The sequence below is a fragment of the Chryseobacterium turcicum genome (assembly GCF_021010565.1).
Lineage (GTDB): Bacteria > Bacteroidota > Bacteroidia > Flavobacteriales > Weeksellaceae > Chryseobacterium > Chryseobacterium turcicum.
The window spans coordinates 2,450,434-2,467,853 of the sequence record NZ_JAJNAY010000001.1 but is presented as its reverse complement, the minus strand read 5'-3'; the positions used below and the strand labels follow the sequence as shown (position 1 = coordinate 2,467,853).

Sequence of the window (17,420 nt, the reverse complement as noted above, 5' to 3'; positions counted from 1 at the left end):
TTTTACCCGCACCAGTTTAGCCAATCTACAATTCTGTGGATCGAATTTCTCATTCCGTTATGATCTAATTCCTTCTTTGAAAGATACTTTTGTCTAGAATAATTAATCATTTTATTTTCTAAATCTCCAGATGAATCTCCAGGATTGATGATTGCTTTGAAAATAATTTCACCTGAAGTTTCAATTGTAAAATAGGAATAACCAATGATGAGATTTCCTTGAGTCAGCTTATCAATTGGAAACCCGAATTCTTCTGTGAGTTTAGGTCGGTCAGCATATTTTTTTTCTAATTGCCCAAAGTATAAATCTATTATTTTAGCTAAATCGGAAAGGTGAATAGATTCAAATTCCAAACCTGTTTCTTCATTTATTATTGTTGGCATACTGTTTTTTTATGAAAACAAATTTATTTACAGTCGCTTAATAATTACAGATACAGAAATGAGTTATTTAATGGATACAGTTTGAGGTTGGAAAAAGAATCTTTAATCTCTTTTTTTTAGAATCGATATATTTAAAATTGATAATGAAAATGAACTCTATAGTAAGAGATTGCTTAGCTTATAAAGGAATGTATACTAAGAATGTTTACATTTAAATGGAAATAATTTATCTCGCAGATTTTGCTGATTAAGCAGATTAATTCGTCTGTTATTAATCTGCTAAATTTAAAGGGAATCTGCGAGAATTATATAAAAAATGATTTAGTACATGACAAAAACTTAAAATCTCTTTTTAACCGCAAAAGCATCAAAAGAAATGATTAGAAAAAGAGAAGTTCAAAAGTTTACAAAATGTTTCTTTTACTTTATCACTTGTTTTGTTAGCTTTTGGATAACTTATCCATAATAAAATCTTTTGTCACTTTTGCGGTTAAAAAAAATGTCATGTACTAAAAAAAATGATTAAAAAAAATTAAAAGCCAATCTTACAGAATTAAAATTAATAAAACGTAAACAGCCTCTAAATCAGACCTAAAAGTTTTTTTAATCTGTTAGGTCTGATTTATTTAAGATAAGTTTAGCTACAATCTGCTAGATCTTTTTAATATTTTCACGTTGGGAATCATTATGAATGATTAGGATATTCTTTTTTCAAATTTTTATCTAAAATAAAAGGCACAAAAGGCAATACCGATCCTACCGTGTAAATAATCATTCTTTTAATGCTCCAACGGTATTTCAGAGAAGCAATGATTAAAATTACCATATAAAACAGAAATAAAACCCCGTGAATCCAGCCAAAATATTTTACTGGTTCAGCAATATCAAGTATATATTTAATAGGCATTGCAATAAAAAGTAAAATTAAATACGATATACCTTCGATGATTGCAGTTTTGCGGTATAGATTGATCATAAAATTATGGTTGTTTTAAAATATTTATTTTTTTGCTGAAATTTTTTATTTTATCTTTTTTTTAATTTACACTATCGTATTTCGATTATCAAAATCAATGAGTATATCATTAGCCTCTTCTTTTTTGTCAAAAATTCTTATATATGTCTGCGTAATAATTAAAAAAAGTAATAAAATTTATCTCCATTTTTATCAGGCATAAAAATGCGACTAAATTATTACATATTAAATCGATTTTTAGTGATTTTTTTAATTAAATTTATACCACTACAAATCATATACACTGTCTTACGAAAAAATTCTAAACAGTAAAATATTTTAATAGAAAATTTTGAAAATTATGAGGTGCAAGAAAATCCTGTTTGCTTCTTTTCTGATGATTTCCTCTAAAATGTTTTGTCAGCAATATACCCTACAACAATGTATTGAAAAGGGAAAACAAAACAATGTCATTATAAAGTTGGCAGAGCAATCCTTAGAAACCCGTGAAAAGCTTTTACAATCGAATAAAAATAACGGGCTGCCAAAAGCAGATTTCCTGGGTGGTTATAATTATATCGGTGAACCCATAAGAATTAACTTACAACAGGTAAAAGACGGAATCGTTGAAGGTTCAGCCAATCAAAGTGTATATTCTGCAAATGCAGCTTACCAGGAGCTTACCGGAAATCAACTTTCACAACCGGTAAAGGATGTGATTTATCAAACCTCTAAAGATATTATCAGTGCAGTGTATCCCAATTATAATCCTGCAATCACCAAACAAAGTTACTTTTTAGCAGGAATTGCAGTGCGTCAACCTATTTATTTAGGAGGAAAACTAAATGCAGCAAAAGAGCTTTCAAAACAGCAGGTAGAAAGCGGAAAAGCAAATCTTGAATCTTCTCAGGACCTCACAGCTTATAATATTTCTTTAAATTATATTCAGTTGATGTATCTGAATTCGATGATTAAAAAGCAGGAAAAAATTGTAGAATCTCTTGTTGATAATGAAAAATATGCGCAAAGTCTTTTAAAAGCAGAGCTTATTCCACCTTATTTGAAAAACTGGTCGAATATTACAAAACTTCAGGGCGAAACCAATCTTAAAAATCTGAAACTTGAAAAAGATAATGCTCTATTAACTTTGAAAGACCTTATGGGAGTTTCTCTAGATGAATCTTTGGAAATTAATGAAGATTTGAATGAAAATATTGATGTGCCTAATTTTTCTTCAACAGAAAAAAATGCAGATTTAAAACTATTATTAAGTAAAAAGAAAGAAGCCGAAACTACCCATAATATTACAAAATCACTTTCTAAACCTAATATTTTTGCCATTGGAAATGTACAGTTTTTCAGAAATGACCTTCCGCTGATTACACCACCTTGGCTGGTGGGGGTAGAAATGCAATGGACACTTTTTGACCCTGAAAGAAAATCCAGAAACCTGGCTTCAGCGTCATTAATAAAGGAAGCTGATCTTCTTATTAATCAAAAGCAAAAATCGGTGAATTTGGCGACTAAAATTTCTGAGAATAAATTAATTAGCTTTAAAGAACAGAACGAAACATTTGACGCAGCAAGAAAACAGACGTATACCACCACCGAAATGGTAAGAAAGAGAATGGAAAACAGTCTTTCTTCTGTAAAAGATGTAAATGATGCTTTGCAGCTTCAGTACGAAGCCGAAAAATTATATTACACCTCTTTGGTTGCTTACCAAACCGTGATTGTAACTTATTTTTATGTCACAGGAAACATTGAAAATATCACCAACTACATTCCTTAAACTACTAACAAGATGAAAAACTTTATAAAAAATTACTGGGCCGTTTTTATTCCAATTATTGTATTGGTTATAGCACTTATTTACCTGTTTAAAAATAAATCATCCGAAAGCAGTAAAGCAGAAAACGTAATAGGAATGGTAGATGCTGAATTTGTGGATGTTTCTCCTTCGTTGCCGGGAAGAGTTGTCGAACTATTGGTAAAAGAAGGCGATGATGTAAAAGAAGGCCAAGTGGTTGCTCAAATGAAAACTTCTGAAATAGAAACTATTCAGGCGCAGGTTTCTGAAGCGGTAACGGTTGCTCAGAATCAATTAGATAAGATTAATCGTGGAGTAGAACCTGAAATTTTAAAATCTGCAGAAAATCTTCAACAAATTGCAAAACAACAGATGGATTTGATGAATAAAACCTACACTCGTTTTCAGAATCTTTATGCTGAAGGGGTGGTTTCAGGGCAGGAAAGAGACGTTATTTATTTTAAATATAAAGCTGCTCAAAAAGAGCTGGAAACTGCGAATCTAAACGTACAGCTTTTGCAGCGTGGAAATAATCAGGAACTTAAAAACTCAGCTCAGGCAATTTTAAACCAAGCCAAAAGTGCCGACCAGCTTGCTCAGGAAATTAAAGATAATGCATCTATAAAAGCACCTGCTTCGGGGAAAATTTCTACAATGATTTCTAATAAAGGTGAAATGGTGAATGCAGGATATCCGATGATGACGATTCAGAAAGACGATTCTTTTTTCGTGAAATTTAATCTTCGTCAAAATCAAATGAACAAAATTGATAAAGGAAGTGTGGTGAAAATTAAAATCCCGGGTTGTACACCGGAAGAAGTGAAAGGAGTTGTGGTAGAATTAGCACCGGCTTTAGGCTATGCAGATTGGGTTCCTGAGAAGCAAAATGGAGAATTTGAGCTAAGAACATTCAGAATAAAAGTGAAGCCTGAGAATATGAATTTTATAAAAGGACTTCGTTCAGGAATGACCGCTCAGCTTCTTTTTGATTAAAAAATATTGTCTTAATTCAAAAAAAATAAAACTATTGAAAATCATCAGCCAAATCATGATTAGAGAATGGAAACGAATTTTTTCGATTCCTAATTTCTACGTGATTCTGTTAGTTATTCCGCCTATTATTTTTCTTTTTTACGGATTTATTTATCAGAAACAATTTGCAAAAGAGCTTCCAATGGCCGTTTGGGATGAAGACCAATCTTCTGTTTCAAGAACGTTGATTGATATGATGGAGCATAATGAGTTCATCCACTTTACGCAAACGGTTTACAGCAATGCCGAAATTGAAAAATTAATGCGGGAAGGAAAGATTTTCGGAGCGGTACATTTTCCAAAAAATCTGGAGTCTGATGCCAAAAAAAATCATCAATCCAATATTACACTTTACACCAACGGCGCTTATTTGGTTCCTGCAAAAATGATTTACAAAGGTGCTGCCGGAGTAATTATCAAAGGCGGACTTGCCGTTGTTCTTCAAAAAGCCGAAAAGCAAGGAATGCCTGCTGAAAAAGCAAATACTTTGGTGCAACCTATCAAATTAAATACAACCACATTGTATAATCCTGATTTCAATTACCAATTGTATCTCACCCCAGGATTGATAACAGTAGGGCTTCAAATGGCTTTGATAGTGGCTTCTGTTTTAATTTTAAATCTCGAATTTAAAAGAAATACAATTGATGAACTGCTACAGATTTCGACATCATCTTCACAAATTGTGGTAGGGAAAATGTTCGCTCATCTCTGTATTTCGTGGATACTTTTTGTATTGGTTGCTTATATCGTTTTTCCAGTTTATGAATTGGGAAAACCGCAAACCGATTTTAATTTTTTCCTGATTTACAGCTTAATGTCTTTAGCATGTATTGGGATTGGAATGATGCTTTCTGCCATTTCTAACAACCTTCTTTTTGTGACCGATGTTGCTTTGTTTTTTACGTCGCCTGCATTTGTTTTCAGTGGTTTTACATTTCCAAGATGGGCAATGCCTTGGTACGACCAGTTTTATGCGGATATCATGCCTTATACTCACTTTTTAGACGGATTTATAAAGCTTTATTTTATGGAACTTCCATTGTCTTATGCAAGTTCGGAAATTTTCAAATTACTGATTTTTATTGGACTTACATTCCCTTTGAGTATTCTGTTTTTTCAGAAAAAAATCAATCAATACCTTAAAGAAAATCAGGCATGAAAGAAATTTTAGAAATATTAAAAAGGGAGCTGAGAAACGTATCGAAAGATTCGAGTCTGTTTCTGATTTTGCTTTTGGCACCGATTCTTTATGCATTTATGTATGGTAGTATTTATCTGAATAAAGGAGAAGAAAAAGTAAGATTGGCATTGATTGACAACGATGGAACTGCTATTTCCAGAACATTGACAGAGCAATTAAACTCAACCCCAATGATTGAAATTGTGCCAAGTTCAAATCTTTCTGAAGCTCAGGAAAAGATGTTTCAAGGAGATGTTCAGGGATATTTTTATATTCAGTCAGGTTTTGAAAAGAATATTTTTTCGCAGAAGCAAGCAAATGTGAATTTGGTTTTGAATGCCTCACGGTTTTTACCTTCGAGCGATTTGCTGAGTACCGCTACAAAAGTTTGTCTTACCGTGGGAGCCGGAGTTAGAAAAACATATTTTAACAAGCAGGGAATGGGAGAGGACGAGGCTATGAAAATGACCAATCCGATTAATATGGATTATCGACCGCTTTATAATTCAAGCATGACGTATGGCTCATTTCTTTTGCCAGGATTATTAGCTATTATTTTACAGCAAACACTTTTAATAGGTGTTGCAGCAGCTTTTACGTCAGAAAGAGAAGAGAAGAAACTATTAAATCTTTATCAAGTTTCAAAGCAGAGTATTTCTAAAATGATTTTTGGAAAAAGCTTGCTGTATTTTATTGTATTTATGATTTTTGGATTGTTTTTTTCGGTGGTTAATTTTTCAGTTTTTGGAGTTGAGGTTAGAGGGAATTACTTAGACCTTGCTGTAGTTTCGGCATTGTTTATTTCAACCATTATTGTTTTTGGAATGTTGATTGGCAGTTTCTTTAAAACAAAACTTTTTGCATTTCAGGTTTTGGTATTTTCATCGTATCCGATTTTTTTGATTACGGGATATTCTATGCCTTATCAGGCTTTGCCAAAATTTGTTCAAATGTTATCAGATACACTTCCCACGTCTCCATTTTTGAAAACTTATATTTCAATTGTACAAGCAGGAGGTTCACTTTCCGATAATATCAGTTCAGTAATCCACTTAATTGTGCTATGGATTGTTTTTAAACTTCTTTTAATCTTTAGAATAAAGTATTTAGTTAAAACATAACCGTTTTAAACGACTTTACTTCTTCCTAAAAAACAAAGCCCGACTGTACTCATAATTCATTCTGGCGATATTCAATACCGAAATCCCTTGCGGACATTCTACTTCACACGCTTCGGTGTTGGAACAGTGACCAAAATGTTCGGCATCCATTTGGTTTACCATATCTACAACACGCTTGCTTCGTTCTTCTTTTCCCTGAGGAAGCAAAGCCATATGGGTGATTTTCGCTGAAGTAAATAACGCGGCACTTCCATTTTTACAAGTCGCGACACATGCACCACAACCGATACACGCTGCCGAATCAAAGGCTTCTTCCGCAGTTTGATGAGTGATTGCAATTGCCGTTGCATCGGGAGCTTGACCTGTATTAACTGAAACAAAACCACCTGAAGAAATTATTCGGTCAAAGGCAGAACGGTCGACTTTCAAGTCTCTTTTAAGCGGAAATCCCAAAGCACGGAATGGCTCTATAACAATGGTTTCGCCATCTTTAAAAGAACGTAAATGAAGTTGGCAGGTTGTGGTATTTTCTAAAGGTCCATGCGCTAAACCATTAATCATGACACCGCATTGCCCGCAAATTCCTTCACGGCAATCGTGGTCAAATTCGACAGGTTCATCGCCTTCAACAATTAATTTTTCATTTAATATATCCAGCATTTCAAGGAAAGACATATGCGGATTTAGTTCTTTTAAATCATAATTTACCAGTTTTCCTGCGCTCTGGTTATCTTTCTGTCTCCATATTTTTAGGTGTAAATCCATAATTTCTTTATTTTTAGTCCTGATTGACGATTAATATTCCTTTAACCATAAAATATTGTGATTTTTAACACATCAGTCACATGAGATTTAAGAAATTTATTAATTAAATATTAAGACCACATAAGAAGAAAATCAAAGATTTTCCTAAACTAATATGTTCTTTTCTGCGGTTTTATATTCAACTTCAAATAACTAATGTGTTAAAATTTTTGTACTTTTTGTTTTAACACTTTAGAGCACTTTAGTTTTTAAGTTTATTATTAGTAAAATATTAAGACTACATAAGAAGAAAATCAAAGATTTTCCTAAACTAATGTGTTCTTTTCTGCGGTTTTATATTCAACTTCAAATAACTAATGTGTTAAAACTTTTGTACTTTTTGTTTTAACACTTTAGAGCACTTTAGTTTTTAAGCTTATTATTTTGAAAATATTAAGACCACGTAAGAAGAAAATCAAAGATTTTCCTAAAACTAATGTGTTCTTTTCTGCGGTTTTATATTCAACTTCAAATAACTAATGTGTTAAAAACTTTTGTGGTTCAATAAGTTATTCTTTATCAACGCTTTATTTATAACTTCTTACAATAGGCTGTATTTCTTCGAAAACTAACGGTTCTTTAATCAATTCCGGTTCGCTATTTTCGCCTTTCCAAGCCCAGGCTGAGATGAATTGAAATTCAGCATCATTCCTTAACGCTTCTCCATCTGCGGTTTGATATTCTTCACGAAAATGCGCTCCGCAAGATTCGTTTCTGGTTAATGCATCATAACACATCAGTTCACCGATTTCAAAATAATCAGCGACACGACCAGCTTTTTCCAATTCATTATTCATAGAATCACCTTGTCCGGAAACTTTTACGTCTTTATAAAATTCTAGTTTCAGTTTTTTAATTTCTTCGATGGCAAATTTTAAACCTTCTTCATTTCGGGCTAATCCACAATAATCGTATAGCAATTTACCTAATGTTTTATGAAAATAATCAACGGTTTTTGTGCCATTAATATTTATAAAACCTTGAATCTGTTGTTTAACATTGTTTTCACTTTTATCAAATTCAGCATGGTCGGTTGAAATTTTTCCAGTATGAATTTCTTGAGACAAATAATTGGCAATGGTGTAAGGTGCTATAAAATATCCATCCACAGAAGCCTGAAGTAAAGAATTTGCACCCAGTCGATTGGCTCCGTGGTCAGCAAAATTAGCTTCACCCAGCGCAAATAATCCCGGAATGGTGGTCATTAATTCATAATCTACCCAAAGTCCGCCCATCGAAAAGTGTGCAGAAGGCGAAATCATCATCGGTTCTTCGTAAGCATTATACCCTGTGATTTTAAGATACATATCGAATAAATTCCCATATTTCTCCTGAATTTTTTCTTTGCCTTGTTCGTTAATGGCTTTTGAAAAATCAAGATAAACGGCATTTTTCAACGGTCCGATTCCGAAACCTGCATCAATTCTTTCTTTGGCTGCCCTTGACGAAATATCTCTTGGCGCTAAATTTCCAAAAGCTGGATAACGTCTTTCCAGATAGTAATCTCTTTCGTTTTCGGGAATGTCGTTGCCTTTTCTGGTTTCATTTTCTTTTAGAGGAACCCAAATTCTGCCGTCATTTCTTAAAGATTCAGACATTAAAGTCAATTTTGACTGATAATCTCCAGACTGCGGTAATGAAGTAGGATGCACCTGAATCCAGCTTGGAGCAGCCATTAACGCTCCTTTTTTATGTGCTCTCCAGATGGCAGAACCATTGCAGCCCATCGCCAAAGTTGATAAATAATAAATTTTACCATAACCGCCTGTTGCCAAAATTACAGCGTGGGCAGCGTGCCTTTCAATTTCTCCGGTATCTAAATTTCTTACGATAATGCCTCTTGCTTTTCCGTCAATCATGACCAAGTCGAGCATTTCGTGTCTTGAAAATAATTGAACACTTTTCTTTCCAACCTGTCGCATCAATGCTTGATAAGCGCCTAAAAGTAGTTGTTGACCCGTTTGTCCTCTCGCATAAAACGTACGGCTTACCTGAACGCCCCCAAACGAACGGTTATTCAGATAACCACCATATTCTCTGCCAAAAGGAACGCCTTGTGCAACGGCTTGGTCAATAAGGTTTAAAGAACATTCTGCCATTCTGTAAACATTGGCTTCACGGGCTCTGAAATCGCCGCCTTTTAACGTGTCAACAAACATTCGGTACACACTGTCGCCATCGTTTTTATAATTTTTAGCAGCGTTTACACCACCTTGTGCAGCAACGGAATGAGCTCTTCTCGGGCTGTCCTGAAAACAAAATGATTTTACATTATATCCCATTTCACCCAACGAAGCCGCAATAGAACTTCCCGCTAAACCGGTTCCGACAACGATAACGTCTAATTTTTTTCGGTTGGCAGGATTCACCAATTTGGCTGTCTTTTTATAGTTATCCCATTTTTGTTCTAAAGGCCCTTCCGGTATTTTTGAATCTAAAATCATAGTTTATCAATTTATTTGGCAGTGAAAAAAACATAAATTGGCATCAAAGCAAATCCTACACTGATGATGATTGAATAAGCAACACCGATGGTTTTAAACCATTTTATAAACTTCGGATGATACAATCCTAATGTTCTTACAGCACTGTAAATCCCATGAATTAAGTGATAACACAACGCAATCATCGACAAAACATAAATAATCACATACCACCATTCTTTGAAAACAGTTACGACCAAAATATATAAATCTTTGTTTCCGTTTTCGTCTAAAGGTGGATTCCCGAATTTATAAACATACCAGAAGTTCTGAAAGTGAATGACTAAGAAAATCAACAGTAGTGTTCCTAGAATTCCCATATTTCGGGACGCCCATTTACTAGCTCTTCCGCGTTTATCAGATTGATAATTGGCGCCAGATTTTTTGTTTTTTAAAGTAATGATTAAACCATCCACAGCATGAAGGATAATACTTGCGTACAAAACGTAAGAAACAATTTTGATGACAATATTTCCCGACAGAAAATGCGAATAGGCATTAAACTGAAGATGCGCCTGCTCCTGTGGTAAAAATAGCTGAAGATTCCCCAAGAAATGAATCAACAGAAAGAAGCTCAGGAACAATCCTGTAAGACACATCAGCATTTTTCTTGATAATGTAGACAGCATATTTTTTTTGTTTTTTGTTAAAGAGGATTGATGTTGGAAGAGGGAAAATGGAGGTTTTAAATTTATTTTTCATGAACTATCAGCTTCGTGCTTCCATCTTCCAGCGCTGAAATTTTAATAATACCCTAAAATTTTCATCCAAAGTCCGCCGACTCCCATGTAGATAATCAGCAAAACAATTCCAATTTCGAGACCTCTTAGCCACCAAGATTTTAAGTCGACATATCCACTACCAAAAAATACAGGAGCTGGACCATGACCGTAATGCGTCAAAACACCGTAAATAGAGCCCATAAACCCAAGCATCATCGCCAATAACATTGGAGGAATACCAACTGCGACACCAACACTTAACAAGGCAGCGTACATTGCTGCAACGTGAGCCGTTGCACTTGCAAAAATATAATGACTAAAGAAATAGACGAGAATAATTACAGGGAAAGCGAGTGTCCATGTCATGTGACCGATTTTAAGTTTAATAAGATTACTAAACCAATCAATGAAACCTAGCTCGTTGAGTGAGCTTGCCATCATTACTAAAACCGCAAACCAAACGATGGTGTCCCAAGCGCCTTTTTCAGATTTTACGTCTTCCCAAGTTAGAACAGAGGTTAATAAAAGCAAGGTTAATCCTATGAAAGCCGTTGTGGTTGCATCAATAGATAATGAACCTCCAAAAATCCAAAGGGCTAATAAAATGAAAAATGCAAAAAGCATTAACCATTCGTTTTTAGAAATAGGACCCATTTCTTTTAATTTTTGGGCTGCCATTTTCGGAGCATCACCGGTCTTTTTTAATTCAGGCGGATATAATTTGTATAAAACCAAAGGCACTACAAAAAAAGCAACTAATCCTGGGAGAAAACCTGCGGCTGCCCAAGACATCCACGTGATATTAATTCCCAAATTGGCTGCGAATTTCTGACACATTGGGTTGCTTGCTGTTCCGGTCAAAAACATGGAAGAAGCAATTAGATTCATGTAATAACTATTCAATGTTAAAAAAGAACCTAATTTTCTATGGGTTTCGGGTTTATCAGGAACTGAATCAAAACTTATCGCCATCGACTTCATAATCGGATAAATAATTCCGCCACCTCTTGCAGTGTTACTAGGAATTGCAGGTGCTAAACAAACGTCTGCCAATCCCAATCCGTATGCTAAACCCAAAGAACTTTTTCCGAAAACTCGTATGAATAAAAAAGCAATTCTGTTTCCTAAGCCCGTTTTAATAAATCCTCTGGCAATAAAAAATGAAATTCCAATCAACCAGATTACTTTATCTCCAAATCCTGAGAGTGCTTTTGTGATTGATTTTCCGGCTTCTCCGGGAGCTAAAACCTGTGTTAAAGCGGTAAATCCTATAGCCATCATGCACATCGTTCCCATTGGAGCGGCTTTAAGGATAATTCCTAAAATAGTCGCTGCAAAAATAGCGAATAGATGCCACGCATTTTCTGCAACGCCTTCCGGAGCAGGAATAAACCAGATGATAAGCGCAACTGCAAAGGTGATTGCAATGGCTTTAATGTTAATTTCTTTCATAATAATGAGTGTTACGAATTAAAATCTACTTTGTACCTGAACTATGAATAAATTATTATTGTATTGAGATGTATTTTCTACCTGATGCTTGTAGCGGTCGAACTGGATACCTACTTGAATTCTAGCACCGTAATTTTTTAGAAATTCCAGACCAGCCATTGGTGTAATGGTTTGTCTAGGATTTGAATTTAATCTAAAATTAGTATCTAAATATTCGTAACGGCAAGATAATTCGAAAGCACTCAGGTTTTTATGATTGACTTCATATCTTAAATTTGGAAGAAAGTATGCGCCGCGAATAAGGTATTCGTCAGGATTTGAAGGCCTTAACTCTGGTGCCACCGCAAAATATAAAGGATGATTGGTTGCCTGTTTTCCTTCCAGTTGCATATCGAGACTCCATCTTGAATCGAAATTAACGAGTGAACTAAAATCGATTCCCACGGCATAAATTTTCTTTCCGAAAACATCACCGATACCACCATTTAAACCAACATTAAAATTATACTTTTTAACCAAACCAAAAACCAATCTTGAGGAATATTGTTTACCGTCGTTATTATCATTCACCTGATTTTTACCATTTCCATTGACCACCGAAACAGCGTACTGAAACGGCATACTTCCCAACTGAGTTTGCCCCGTTGCAGACATTCCAATCTGAAAGCTCGTCCAGCCCAATTTTCCAAATTCTGTATATTGATTTGACCAGTCCAGAGATTTAATAATGTCAATAGGATAGGTTTCTTCAATACCAAACCAAGGCCTGAATTGCCCAACTGTAAGAGCTAATTTTGAGTTGAACGTGTATTTTAAATACGCATTTTCAAGAACTCTTGATTTTGGGTCATTTTTAAAGTCTGCAAGATTGGCTAATGCGACAACTTCGGTCCGTTTGCTGATTTGTGCACGAACCTGAATTCTCATGTATTTCAGCATGAAATTATTATTTGTCCCAGAGCCATCTGTGTGATGCAATCCGTTGACATCCACATCATTTTTCATTCCGACTAAATAACGCGCCTGAAAAAGTCCTTTAATTTGGATTTGAGGATACTTTACTAAATCTTCGGATTGAGTCGTTAAAGTGTCGGGTACTTGAGCGGTAACTATAACACTAAGGAGTGTAAAGTATAAAAGCAGATGCTTTTTTAAGAGTAAAAAAGTATTCATTTTTATTATTTTTGTTGGTGTATGGTTTTTTAGCAATCTATTTTAGAATAAACACGATTGTTAAATTAAGTTAAAAATAAGAAAATAAATGTTAATAATCACATTATTAGGATTAATTTTAAATTAAAATTAATCCTGTAAATCTCGAACCGAGTTTTATTTCAAAAATATTTCTCCAGATTCTATTGAGAAGTAAATAATATGTTTCTAATAAATGATATTTAGATGAAATTGCAACAGAAACCTTCTCTCTTTTTTAGAAAGCCTTAGTTTTAAAATACTTAATATATTTGTAATTACTTACAGATATCTAAAAAACAGAAACAATCGGAAGAGATAATTAGAAACAAGTGAAATAATGTTTCACCAAATTCTCTCAAAACGGATACACCATTCTTTACTATGGACACAGTCTTTATTAGAACACAGCGCGTAATTTTGCATTGTGATTATTCACTGTAGACATGAAGTTAATACATACAATAATATGATGAAAATCGGAATTTTAATCTAATTAAATAAGATTTAAATCGAACTTAAAAAGCCTTTCGATGTGAAAGGCTTTTGTGTTTTTGAACTATGAAAATTTTAGAAATTTGAAATTTTCAATTATAAAGTGTTATTGTAAAGAATCAAATATTAGAGTAAATTGATATCTTTCTATTCCGTTTTTTTATTTTTTGCAACAATAGAATAAAGCATTGGAATCTTACTGCCCAAATGTTCTATTCTGAATTTTTTATGCTCAAATTCTATCATATTACTAAAAACATTATACGGAGAATAATCATACTCTTGAAATTGAAGAATTTCAAGGCCATTATTAATCAGGCTGCTTACTACCTCACTCAAGCTGTGATTCCAAGTAACATAGGATTGCGAAATGTTGGCCTCTTTGTCTGCATAAGTACCATTTTCTGTTTCTACAATAGGTTCTACATTAAAATAATTATAACCAATTTTTTCGAAATTATCGTCAAACATCCAGACAACAGGATGGAATTCAACAAAAACAAATTTCCCGTTAGGTTTTAAAAATTTAGAAATTAGTTTTCCCCATTTGTCTAAGTCTGGAAGCCAGGTTATCGTACCATAACTCGTAAAAACAATGTCGAATTGTTTGTCTAAATGATTTTCTAAATCGTATAAGTCGCAACAAATAAACTGGGCAGTGGAGTTGGTTTCTTCTGCGATTTTTTGAGCACTTGCAATCGCTTTATCAGATAAGTCTACGCCCGTAATATCTGCACCAAGCCTGCTTAATGAAATTGTATCTTGCCCAAAATGACATTGTAAATGCAGTACAGATTTACCTTTTATATCTCCAAGTATTTCCAATTCGATAGGATTTAAAGAAGTTTCTCCTTTTAAAAAACCTTCCAGATTGTAAAAATCAGAGTTTAAATGAGTGTCGGTTCTGTTGTTCCAAGAATGTTTATTTATTTCTATATAATTATTTTCAGGATTCATAATGGTGTGAGATATTTTTAAGCCTCAAATATATTAAAATTATGGAATTTTGAGGAAAACAAATAGAAATCTATTTGTTTTTTAATACTTTTCAATTAATTCTCTTATTAAATACTATGTTAAAAGGATGTTTAGGAATGAATCTTATTATCAAGTTCGGTAATGATTTCTGAAAGTCGTATGTGTAATTCTGATTTATTTATATCTAGAAATGGAAGTTGTGTGCTTTCAAAATCTACTTTATTATAAAATCTAGGCCAAAAGATAGCTTCGTAATAATAATTCCATAATTGTTTTATCGTTGAATTATTTTCAAATTCTAACAAATAATTGTTTTTTTCGTTTTGTCTCGCATAATCTCCAAAAAGATTAATGTAGTTTGCAAAAAGTTCAATACTATCAATTGGAAAATTATTTTGCTCGATTTGATTCAAAAGAAATTTAGTGTCATAAAAATTATCTTCAATTGACTCAAGATTACTATCGTCATTTAGCCAAATAATGAATCGTTCGTAATTGTCAATTTCATGTTTAAGATTAATAATTTCATCTTTAATATTTTCTATCTTTTTTGATGAAAAAATTCTTCCATTTTTTAACGTTAGTAATTTGTCTGTACTTTCAGAATCATTATCAGTAAACCAAATAAGATAAATCCCATCAACAAAATTTGGAGAAATATATTTAATGATATAGGCTGTGAATTTTTCTTCTAAGATTTTTTGATGTGCTGTTGACATAAACTTTTTACGGAATTTAGAGATTGTTTTTCGTCAGAAATGGGGATGTGAAATTAAATGAATGAGCAATGATTAAAGTTGAGGTTTATATTTTAAATTCTAGGATGCAAAGTTTTTATTCACCAATAATTTGTTTAATTTTATTACTCCAGATTACTGCATAATTATCTGCGAAATCTTCAACTTGTTTTAGATTTGCTTTGCTCCAATACCTTTGATAGAAGTAATCTACACAATGACCAATTTCATGTAAAAGCAATTTTTCAAGGTAATATTTTTTATAACTTTCATTTGTCCATTGCAAGTACCAACCATTTTTGTCGTGACATAAATCTGTACAATATTGTTTATAGAAACTTAATTGCTTTGACGTTGGTTTAATCTGACCGAAAAGCATTCTATTATTTATAGGAACTGCGTAAAGTTTTATCAGAAATACTTTACTTCCATAAATAAACTCTCCTTGTACAGTTTCTCTTTTCAGATATTCAGTTTTTTTTAACTTTATCTAGCCAAATATGGGTTAAATATTTAGTATGTGATGTTGGAAGTTTTGTCAGTGTTTCTTTAATTTCATCAATTGTAACAGGGAAATAAAAGTCTCTTGAAGTATTTTCAATAATGAAAATTGGGGTTACTTCTCCTTCATTTGGAGGTAAAAGATTGTGTAGTTTTTTAAAAATTCCATCAGCACATTTTAAGTGCGCACGTCCACCATAAATGTCTCCAAATTTTCTATTTTTCTTCCAAGCGGTTTCTTTACGGTTTTGATTCATATAATTACAGTGTTAAGCTTGTCTAAAAGGAATTTTAGCTGATTTTTTTTCAATAAAGCCAAGTTAATCAAAATAGAGTAGTACTTCCTATTTTTAGCATTAGGTTTTTTCTAATTTGACTTTAACAAGTATATATATCTTTTTATTTTTGTGAATCTTTCAACGTCAACGATATCTCTTACAATTTGGTTAGGTGAATCACAATTACCAAATCCGACAACATAAATATCTACTATTTTGATGATATAGCTTCTCATTTTTTGAACATGACATTAAAAAAAAGGAAATTGATGTACAAAAATTTGATATCACAAAAAGTAAAATCGAAACTATAATTATCAGGAAAACCTTACGCCTTCTCATCTTTGAGAAAGATAATTCAAAAACCATTTGTTTTACTTTTTTACTTAATTTAGCTAAGATGCTTTTGTAGAATTTAAAATTAGTTTTATAAAATCTTTAGACATTATGAAGCCGAAATCCTTGAATAAAATCGCATAAAATAAGTCTAAATTAATAGGTAAACTGATTATACTCAACGAAATCATTACTAACCAATAAAATTTAATACAATGGAAAACAGAGATTTGACGATTATTTTAGTACACGGTGCTTGGGGAGATGGCTCTCATTGGAAGGGTGTTATTCCAAGTTTAGTCAATGCGGGATATAAAGTTCGTGCAGTTCAAAATCCTTTAACTTCTTTAGCGGATGATGTTCAAAAAACCAAAGATTTAATTGATGCTCAGGATGGAAAAGTTTTGTTGGTTGGGCACTCTTATGGTGGTGCTGTGATTACTGCAGCGGGAAACCATGATAAAGTGGTAGGCTTGGTGTATGTAGCCGCTTTTGCACCTGATGAAGGAGAAAGTTTAGGGAGTTTATTGGCAAAACGGTCTACTTCTGGTGGAGAAAGTATTGCACCAGATAACAAAGGTTTTTTATGGATAAAATATGATGAGTTTCAACAAGCTTTTTGCCCTGATTTAAATGATAATGATGCATTGGTGATGTCGTTGTCATAAAAAGCAATTAACGGACAATGTTTTGGAGATGAAATGGCTAGTCCTTCTTGGAAAAATTTGCCAGTTTGGTACCAGGTTTCTAATCAAGATAAAATGATACATCCCGATACACAGCGAGAAATGAGCGCGAGAATGAATCCTAAAAAAGTAATCGAATTAGATGCAAGCCACGCTTCAATGGCTACTCATCCTGAAGAAATAGCCAATTTAATTAAAGAAGCCGCTGCAAGTTTATAACATAGCATTTACTTAAAATAAGCTCTTTTAAAGTGTTTTTAAAAGAGCTTATTT

General features: G+C 33.2%; 17 protein-coding genes. 6 read left to right on the top strand and 11 right to left on the bottom strand.

Going from position 1 to position 17,420, the window contains the following annotated elements:
- Window positions 1-2: 2 nt before the first annotated feature.
- Entirely contained in the window at window positions 3-383 is a 381-nt protein-coding gene (locus LO744_RS11205) for a hypothetical protein (RefSeq protein WP_230669349.1), read from the bottom strand.
- A 685-nt stretch (window positions 384-1,068) separates the two neighbouring features.
- Window positions 1,069-1,359, bottom strand: a complete 291-nt coding sequence (locus tag LO744_RS11200) for a DUF3817 domain-containing protein (protein WP_230669348.1) — start codon at window positions 1,357-1,359, stop codon at window positions 1,069-1,071.
- A gap of 340 nt (window positions 1,360-1,699) precedes the next feature.
- Here LO744_RS11200 and LO744_RS11195 point away from each other — a divergent pair, with 340 nt between their 5' ends.
- From LO744_RS11195 to LO744_RS11180, 4 genes are read left to right on the top strand one after another with little or no spacing between them, the layout of a single operon-like run.
- Window positions 1,700-3,130 carry a TolC family protein gene (locus LO744_RS11195; protein WP_230669347.1) on the top strand — a complete coding sequence of 477 codons (1,431 nt, stop codon included), beginning with the start codon at window positions 1,700-1,702 and terminating at the stop codon, window positions 3,128-3,130.
- A gap of 12 nt (window positions 3,131-3,142) precedes the next feature.
- A complete protein-coding gene (locus LO744_RS11190) occupies window positions 3,143-4,141 on the top strand; it encodes an HlyD family secretion protein (protein WP_230669346.1) in 999 nt (332 codons plus the stop codon).
- Window positions 4,142-4,175: 34 nt separating this feature from the next.
- Window positions 4,176-5,342 (top strand): ABC transporter permease, encoded by a 1,167-nt coding sequence (locus LO744_RS11185; protein ID WP_230669345.1) that lies wholly within the window; start codon window positions 4,176-4,178, stop codon window positions 5,340-5,342.
- Window positions 5,339-6,484 carry an ABC transporter permease gene (locus LO744_RS11180; protein WP_230669344.1) on the top strand — a complete coding sequence of 382 codons (1,146 nt, stop codon included), beginning with the start codon at window positions 5,339-5,341 and terminating at the stop codon, window positions 6,482-6,484. The genes LO744_RS11185 and LO744_RS11180 overlap by 4 nt, the downstream gene beginning before the upstream one ends.
- A gap of 15 nt (window positions 6,485-6,499) precedes the next feature.
- Here LO744_RS11180 and LO744_RS11175 read toward each other — a convergent pair whose 3' ends face one another.
- The 9 genes from LO744_RS11175 to LO744_RS11135 form a co-directional block, all read right to left on the bottom strand.
- Window positions 6,500-7,249 carry a succinate dehydrogenase/fumarate reductase iron-sulfur subunit gene (locus LO744_RS11175; RefSeq protein ID WP_230669343.1) on the bottom strand — a complete coding sequence of 250 codons (750 nt, stop codon included), beginning with the start codon at window positions 7,247-7,249 and terminating at the stop codon, window positions 6,500-6,502.
- 566 nt (window positions 7,250-7,815) lie between these two features.
- Window positions 7,816-9,732: a fumarate reductase/succinate dehydrogenase flavoprotein subunit gene (locus tag LO744_RS11170; protein WP_230669342.1), complete on the bottom strand. Its 1,917-nt coding sequence runs from the start codon at window positions 9,730-9,732 to the stop codon at window positions 7,816-7,818.
- 11 nt (window positions 9,733-9,743) lie between these two features.
- Complete coding sequence (locus LO744_RS11165) at window positions 9,744-10,400, bottom strand: succinate dehydrogenase cytochrome b subunit (protein ID WP_230669341.1); 657 nt, start codon at window positions 10,398-10,400, stop codon at window positions 9,744-9,746.
- Between the two features lie 114 nt (window positions 10,401-10,514).
- Window positions 10,515-11,945: an anion permease gene (locus tag LO744_RS11160; RefSeq protein ID WP_230669340.1), complete on the bottom strand. Its 1,431-nt coding sequence runs from the start codon at window positions 11,943-11,945 to the stop codon at window positions 10,515-10,517.
- 18 nt (window positions 11,946-11,963) lie between these two features.
- Window positions 11,964-13,118, bottom strand: coding sequence for a porin (locus tag LO744_RS11155; RefSeq protein ID WP_230669339.1), 1,155 nt, complete (start codon window positions 13,116-13,118; stop codon window positions 11,964-11,966).
- Between the two features lie 660 nt (window positions 13,119-13,778).
- The gene (locus LO744_RS11150; protein WP_230669338.1) at window positions 13,779-14,588 is read right to left on the bottom strand and encodes a class I SAM-dependent methyltransferase; all 810 of its coding nucleotides are present in this window, start codon (window positions 14,586-14,588) and stop codon (window positions 13,779-13,781) included.
- A 131-nt stretch (window positions 14,589-14,719) separates the two neighbouring features.
- Window positions 14,720-15,328 (bottom strand): hypothetical protein, encoded by a 609-nt coding sequence (locus LO744_RS11145; RefSeq protein WP_230669337.1) that lies wholly within the window; start codon window positions 15,326-15,328, stop codon window positions 14,720-14,722.
- A gap of 115 nt (window positions 15,329-15,443) precedes the next feature.
- Window positions 15,444-15,725: a hypothetical protein gene (locus LO744_RS11140; RefSeq protein WP_230669336.1), complete on the bottom strand. Its 282-nt coding sequence runs from the start codon at window positions 15,723-15,725 to the stop codon at window positions 15,444-15,446.
- A gap of 91 nt (window positions 15,726-15,816) precedes the next feature.
- Complete coding sequence (locus LO744_RS11135; RefSeq protein WP_230669335.1) at window positions 15,817-16,104, bottom strand: hypothetical protein; 288 nt, start codon at window positions 16,102-16,104, stop codon at window positions 15,817-15,819.
- Window positions 16,105-16,676: 572 nt separating this feature from the next.
- Here LO744_RS11135 and LO744_RS11130 point away from each other — a divergent pair.
- Window positions 16,677-17,129 (top strand): alpha/beta fold hydrolase, encoded by a 453-nt coding sequence (locus LO744_RS11130; protein WP_230669334.1) that lies wholly within the window; start codon window positions 16,677-16,679, stop codon window positions 17,127-17,129.
- A gap of 57 nt (window positions 17,130-17,186) precedes the next feature.
- On the top strand, window positions 17,187-17,366 hold the full coding sequence (locus LO744_RS11125) for an alpha/beta fold hydrolase (protein WP_230669333.1): 180 nt from the start codon (window positions 17,187-17,189) through the stop codon (window positions 17,364-17,366).
- Window positions 17,367-17,420 lie beyond the last annotated feature (54 nt).

Excerpts from the sequence above, each read along its gene's own strand:
- LO744_RS11205 (WP_230669349.1), bottom strand. The coding sequence starts at position 383 with ATGCCAACAATAATAAATGAAGAAACAGGTTTGGAATTTGAATCTATT.
- LO744_RS11200 (WP_230669348.1), bottom strand. The coding sequence starts at position 1,359 with ATGATCAATCTATACCGCAAAACTGCAATCATCGAAGGTATATCGTAT.
- LO744_RS11195 (WP_230669347.1), top strand. The coding sequence starts at position 1,700 with ATGAGGTGCAAGAAAATCCTGTTTGCTTCTTTTCTGATGATTTCCTCT.
- LO744_RS11190 (WP_230669346.1), top strand. The coding sequence starts at position 3,143 with ATGAAAAACTTTATAAAAAATTACTGGGCCGTTTTTATTCCAATTATT.
- LO744_RS11180 (WP_230669344.1), top strand. The coding sequence starts at position 5,339 with ATGAAAGAAATTTTAGAAATATTAAAAAGGGAGCTGAGAAACGTATCG.
- LO744_RS11175 (WP_230669343.1), bottom strand. The coding sequence starts at position 7,249 with ATGGATTTACACCTAAAAATATGGAGACAGAAAGATAACCAGAGCGCA.
- LO744_RS11170 (WP_230669342.1), bottom strand. The coding sequence starts at position 9,732 with ATGATTTTAGATTCAAAAATACCGGAAGGGCCTTTAGAACAAAAATGG.
- LO744_RS11165 (WP_230669341.1), bottom strand. The coding sequence starts at position 10,400 with ATGCTGTCTACATTATCAAGAAAAATGCTGATGTGTCTTACAGGATTG.
- LO744_RS11160 (WP_230669340.1), bottom strand. The coding sequence starts at position 11,945 with ATGAAAGAAATTAACATTAAAGCCATTGCAATCACCTTTGCAGTTGCG.
- LO744_RS11155 (WP_230669339.1), bottom strand. The coding sequence starts at position 13,118 with ATGAATACTTTTTTACTCTTAAAAAAGCATCTGCTTTTATACTTTACA.
- LO744_RS11150 (WP_230669338.1), bottom strand. The coding sequence starts at position 14,588 with ATGAATCCTGAAAATAATTATATAGAAATAAATAAACATTCTTGGAAC.
- LO744_RS11145 (WP_230669337.1), bottom strand. The coding sequence starts at position 15,328 with ATGTCAACAGCACATCAAAAAATCTTAGAAGAAAAATTCACAGCCTAT.
- LO744_RS11140 (WP_230669336.1), bottom strand. The coding sequence starts at position 15,725 with ATGCTTTTCGGTCAGATTAAACCAACGTCAAAGCAATTAAGTTTCTAT.
- LO744_RS11135 (WP_230669335.1), bottom strand. The coding sequence starts at position 16,104 with ATGAATCAAAACCGTAAAGAAACCGCTTGGAAGAAAAATAGAAAATTT.
- LO744_RS11130 (WP_230669334.1), top strand. The coding sequence starts at position 16,677 with ATGGAAAACAGAGATTTGACGATTATTTTAGTACACGGTGCTTGGGGA.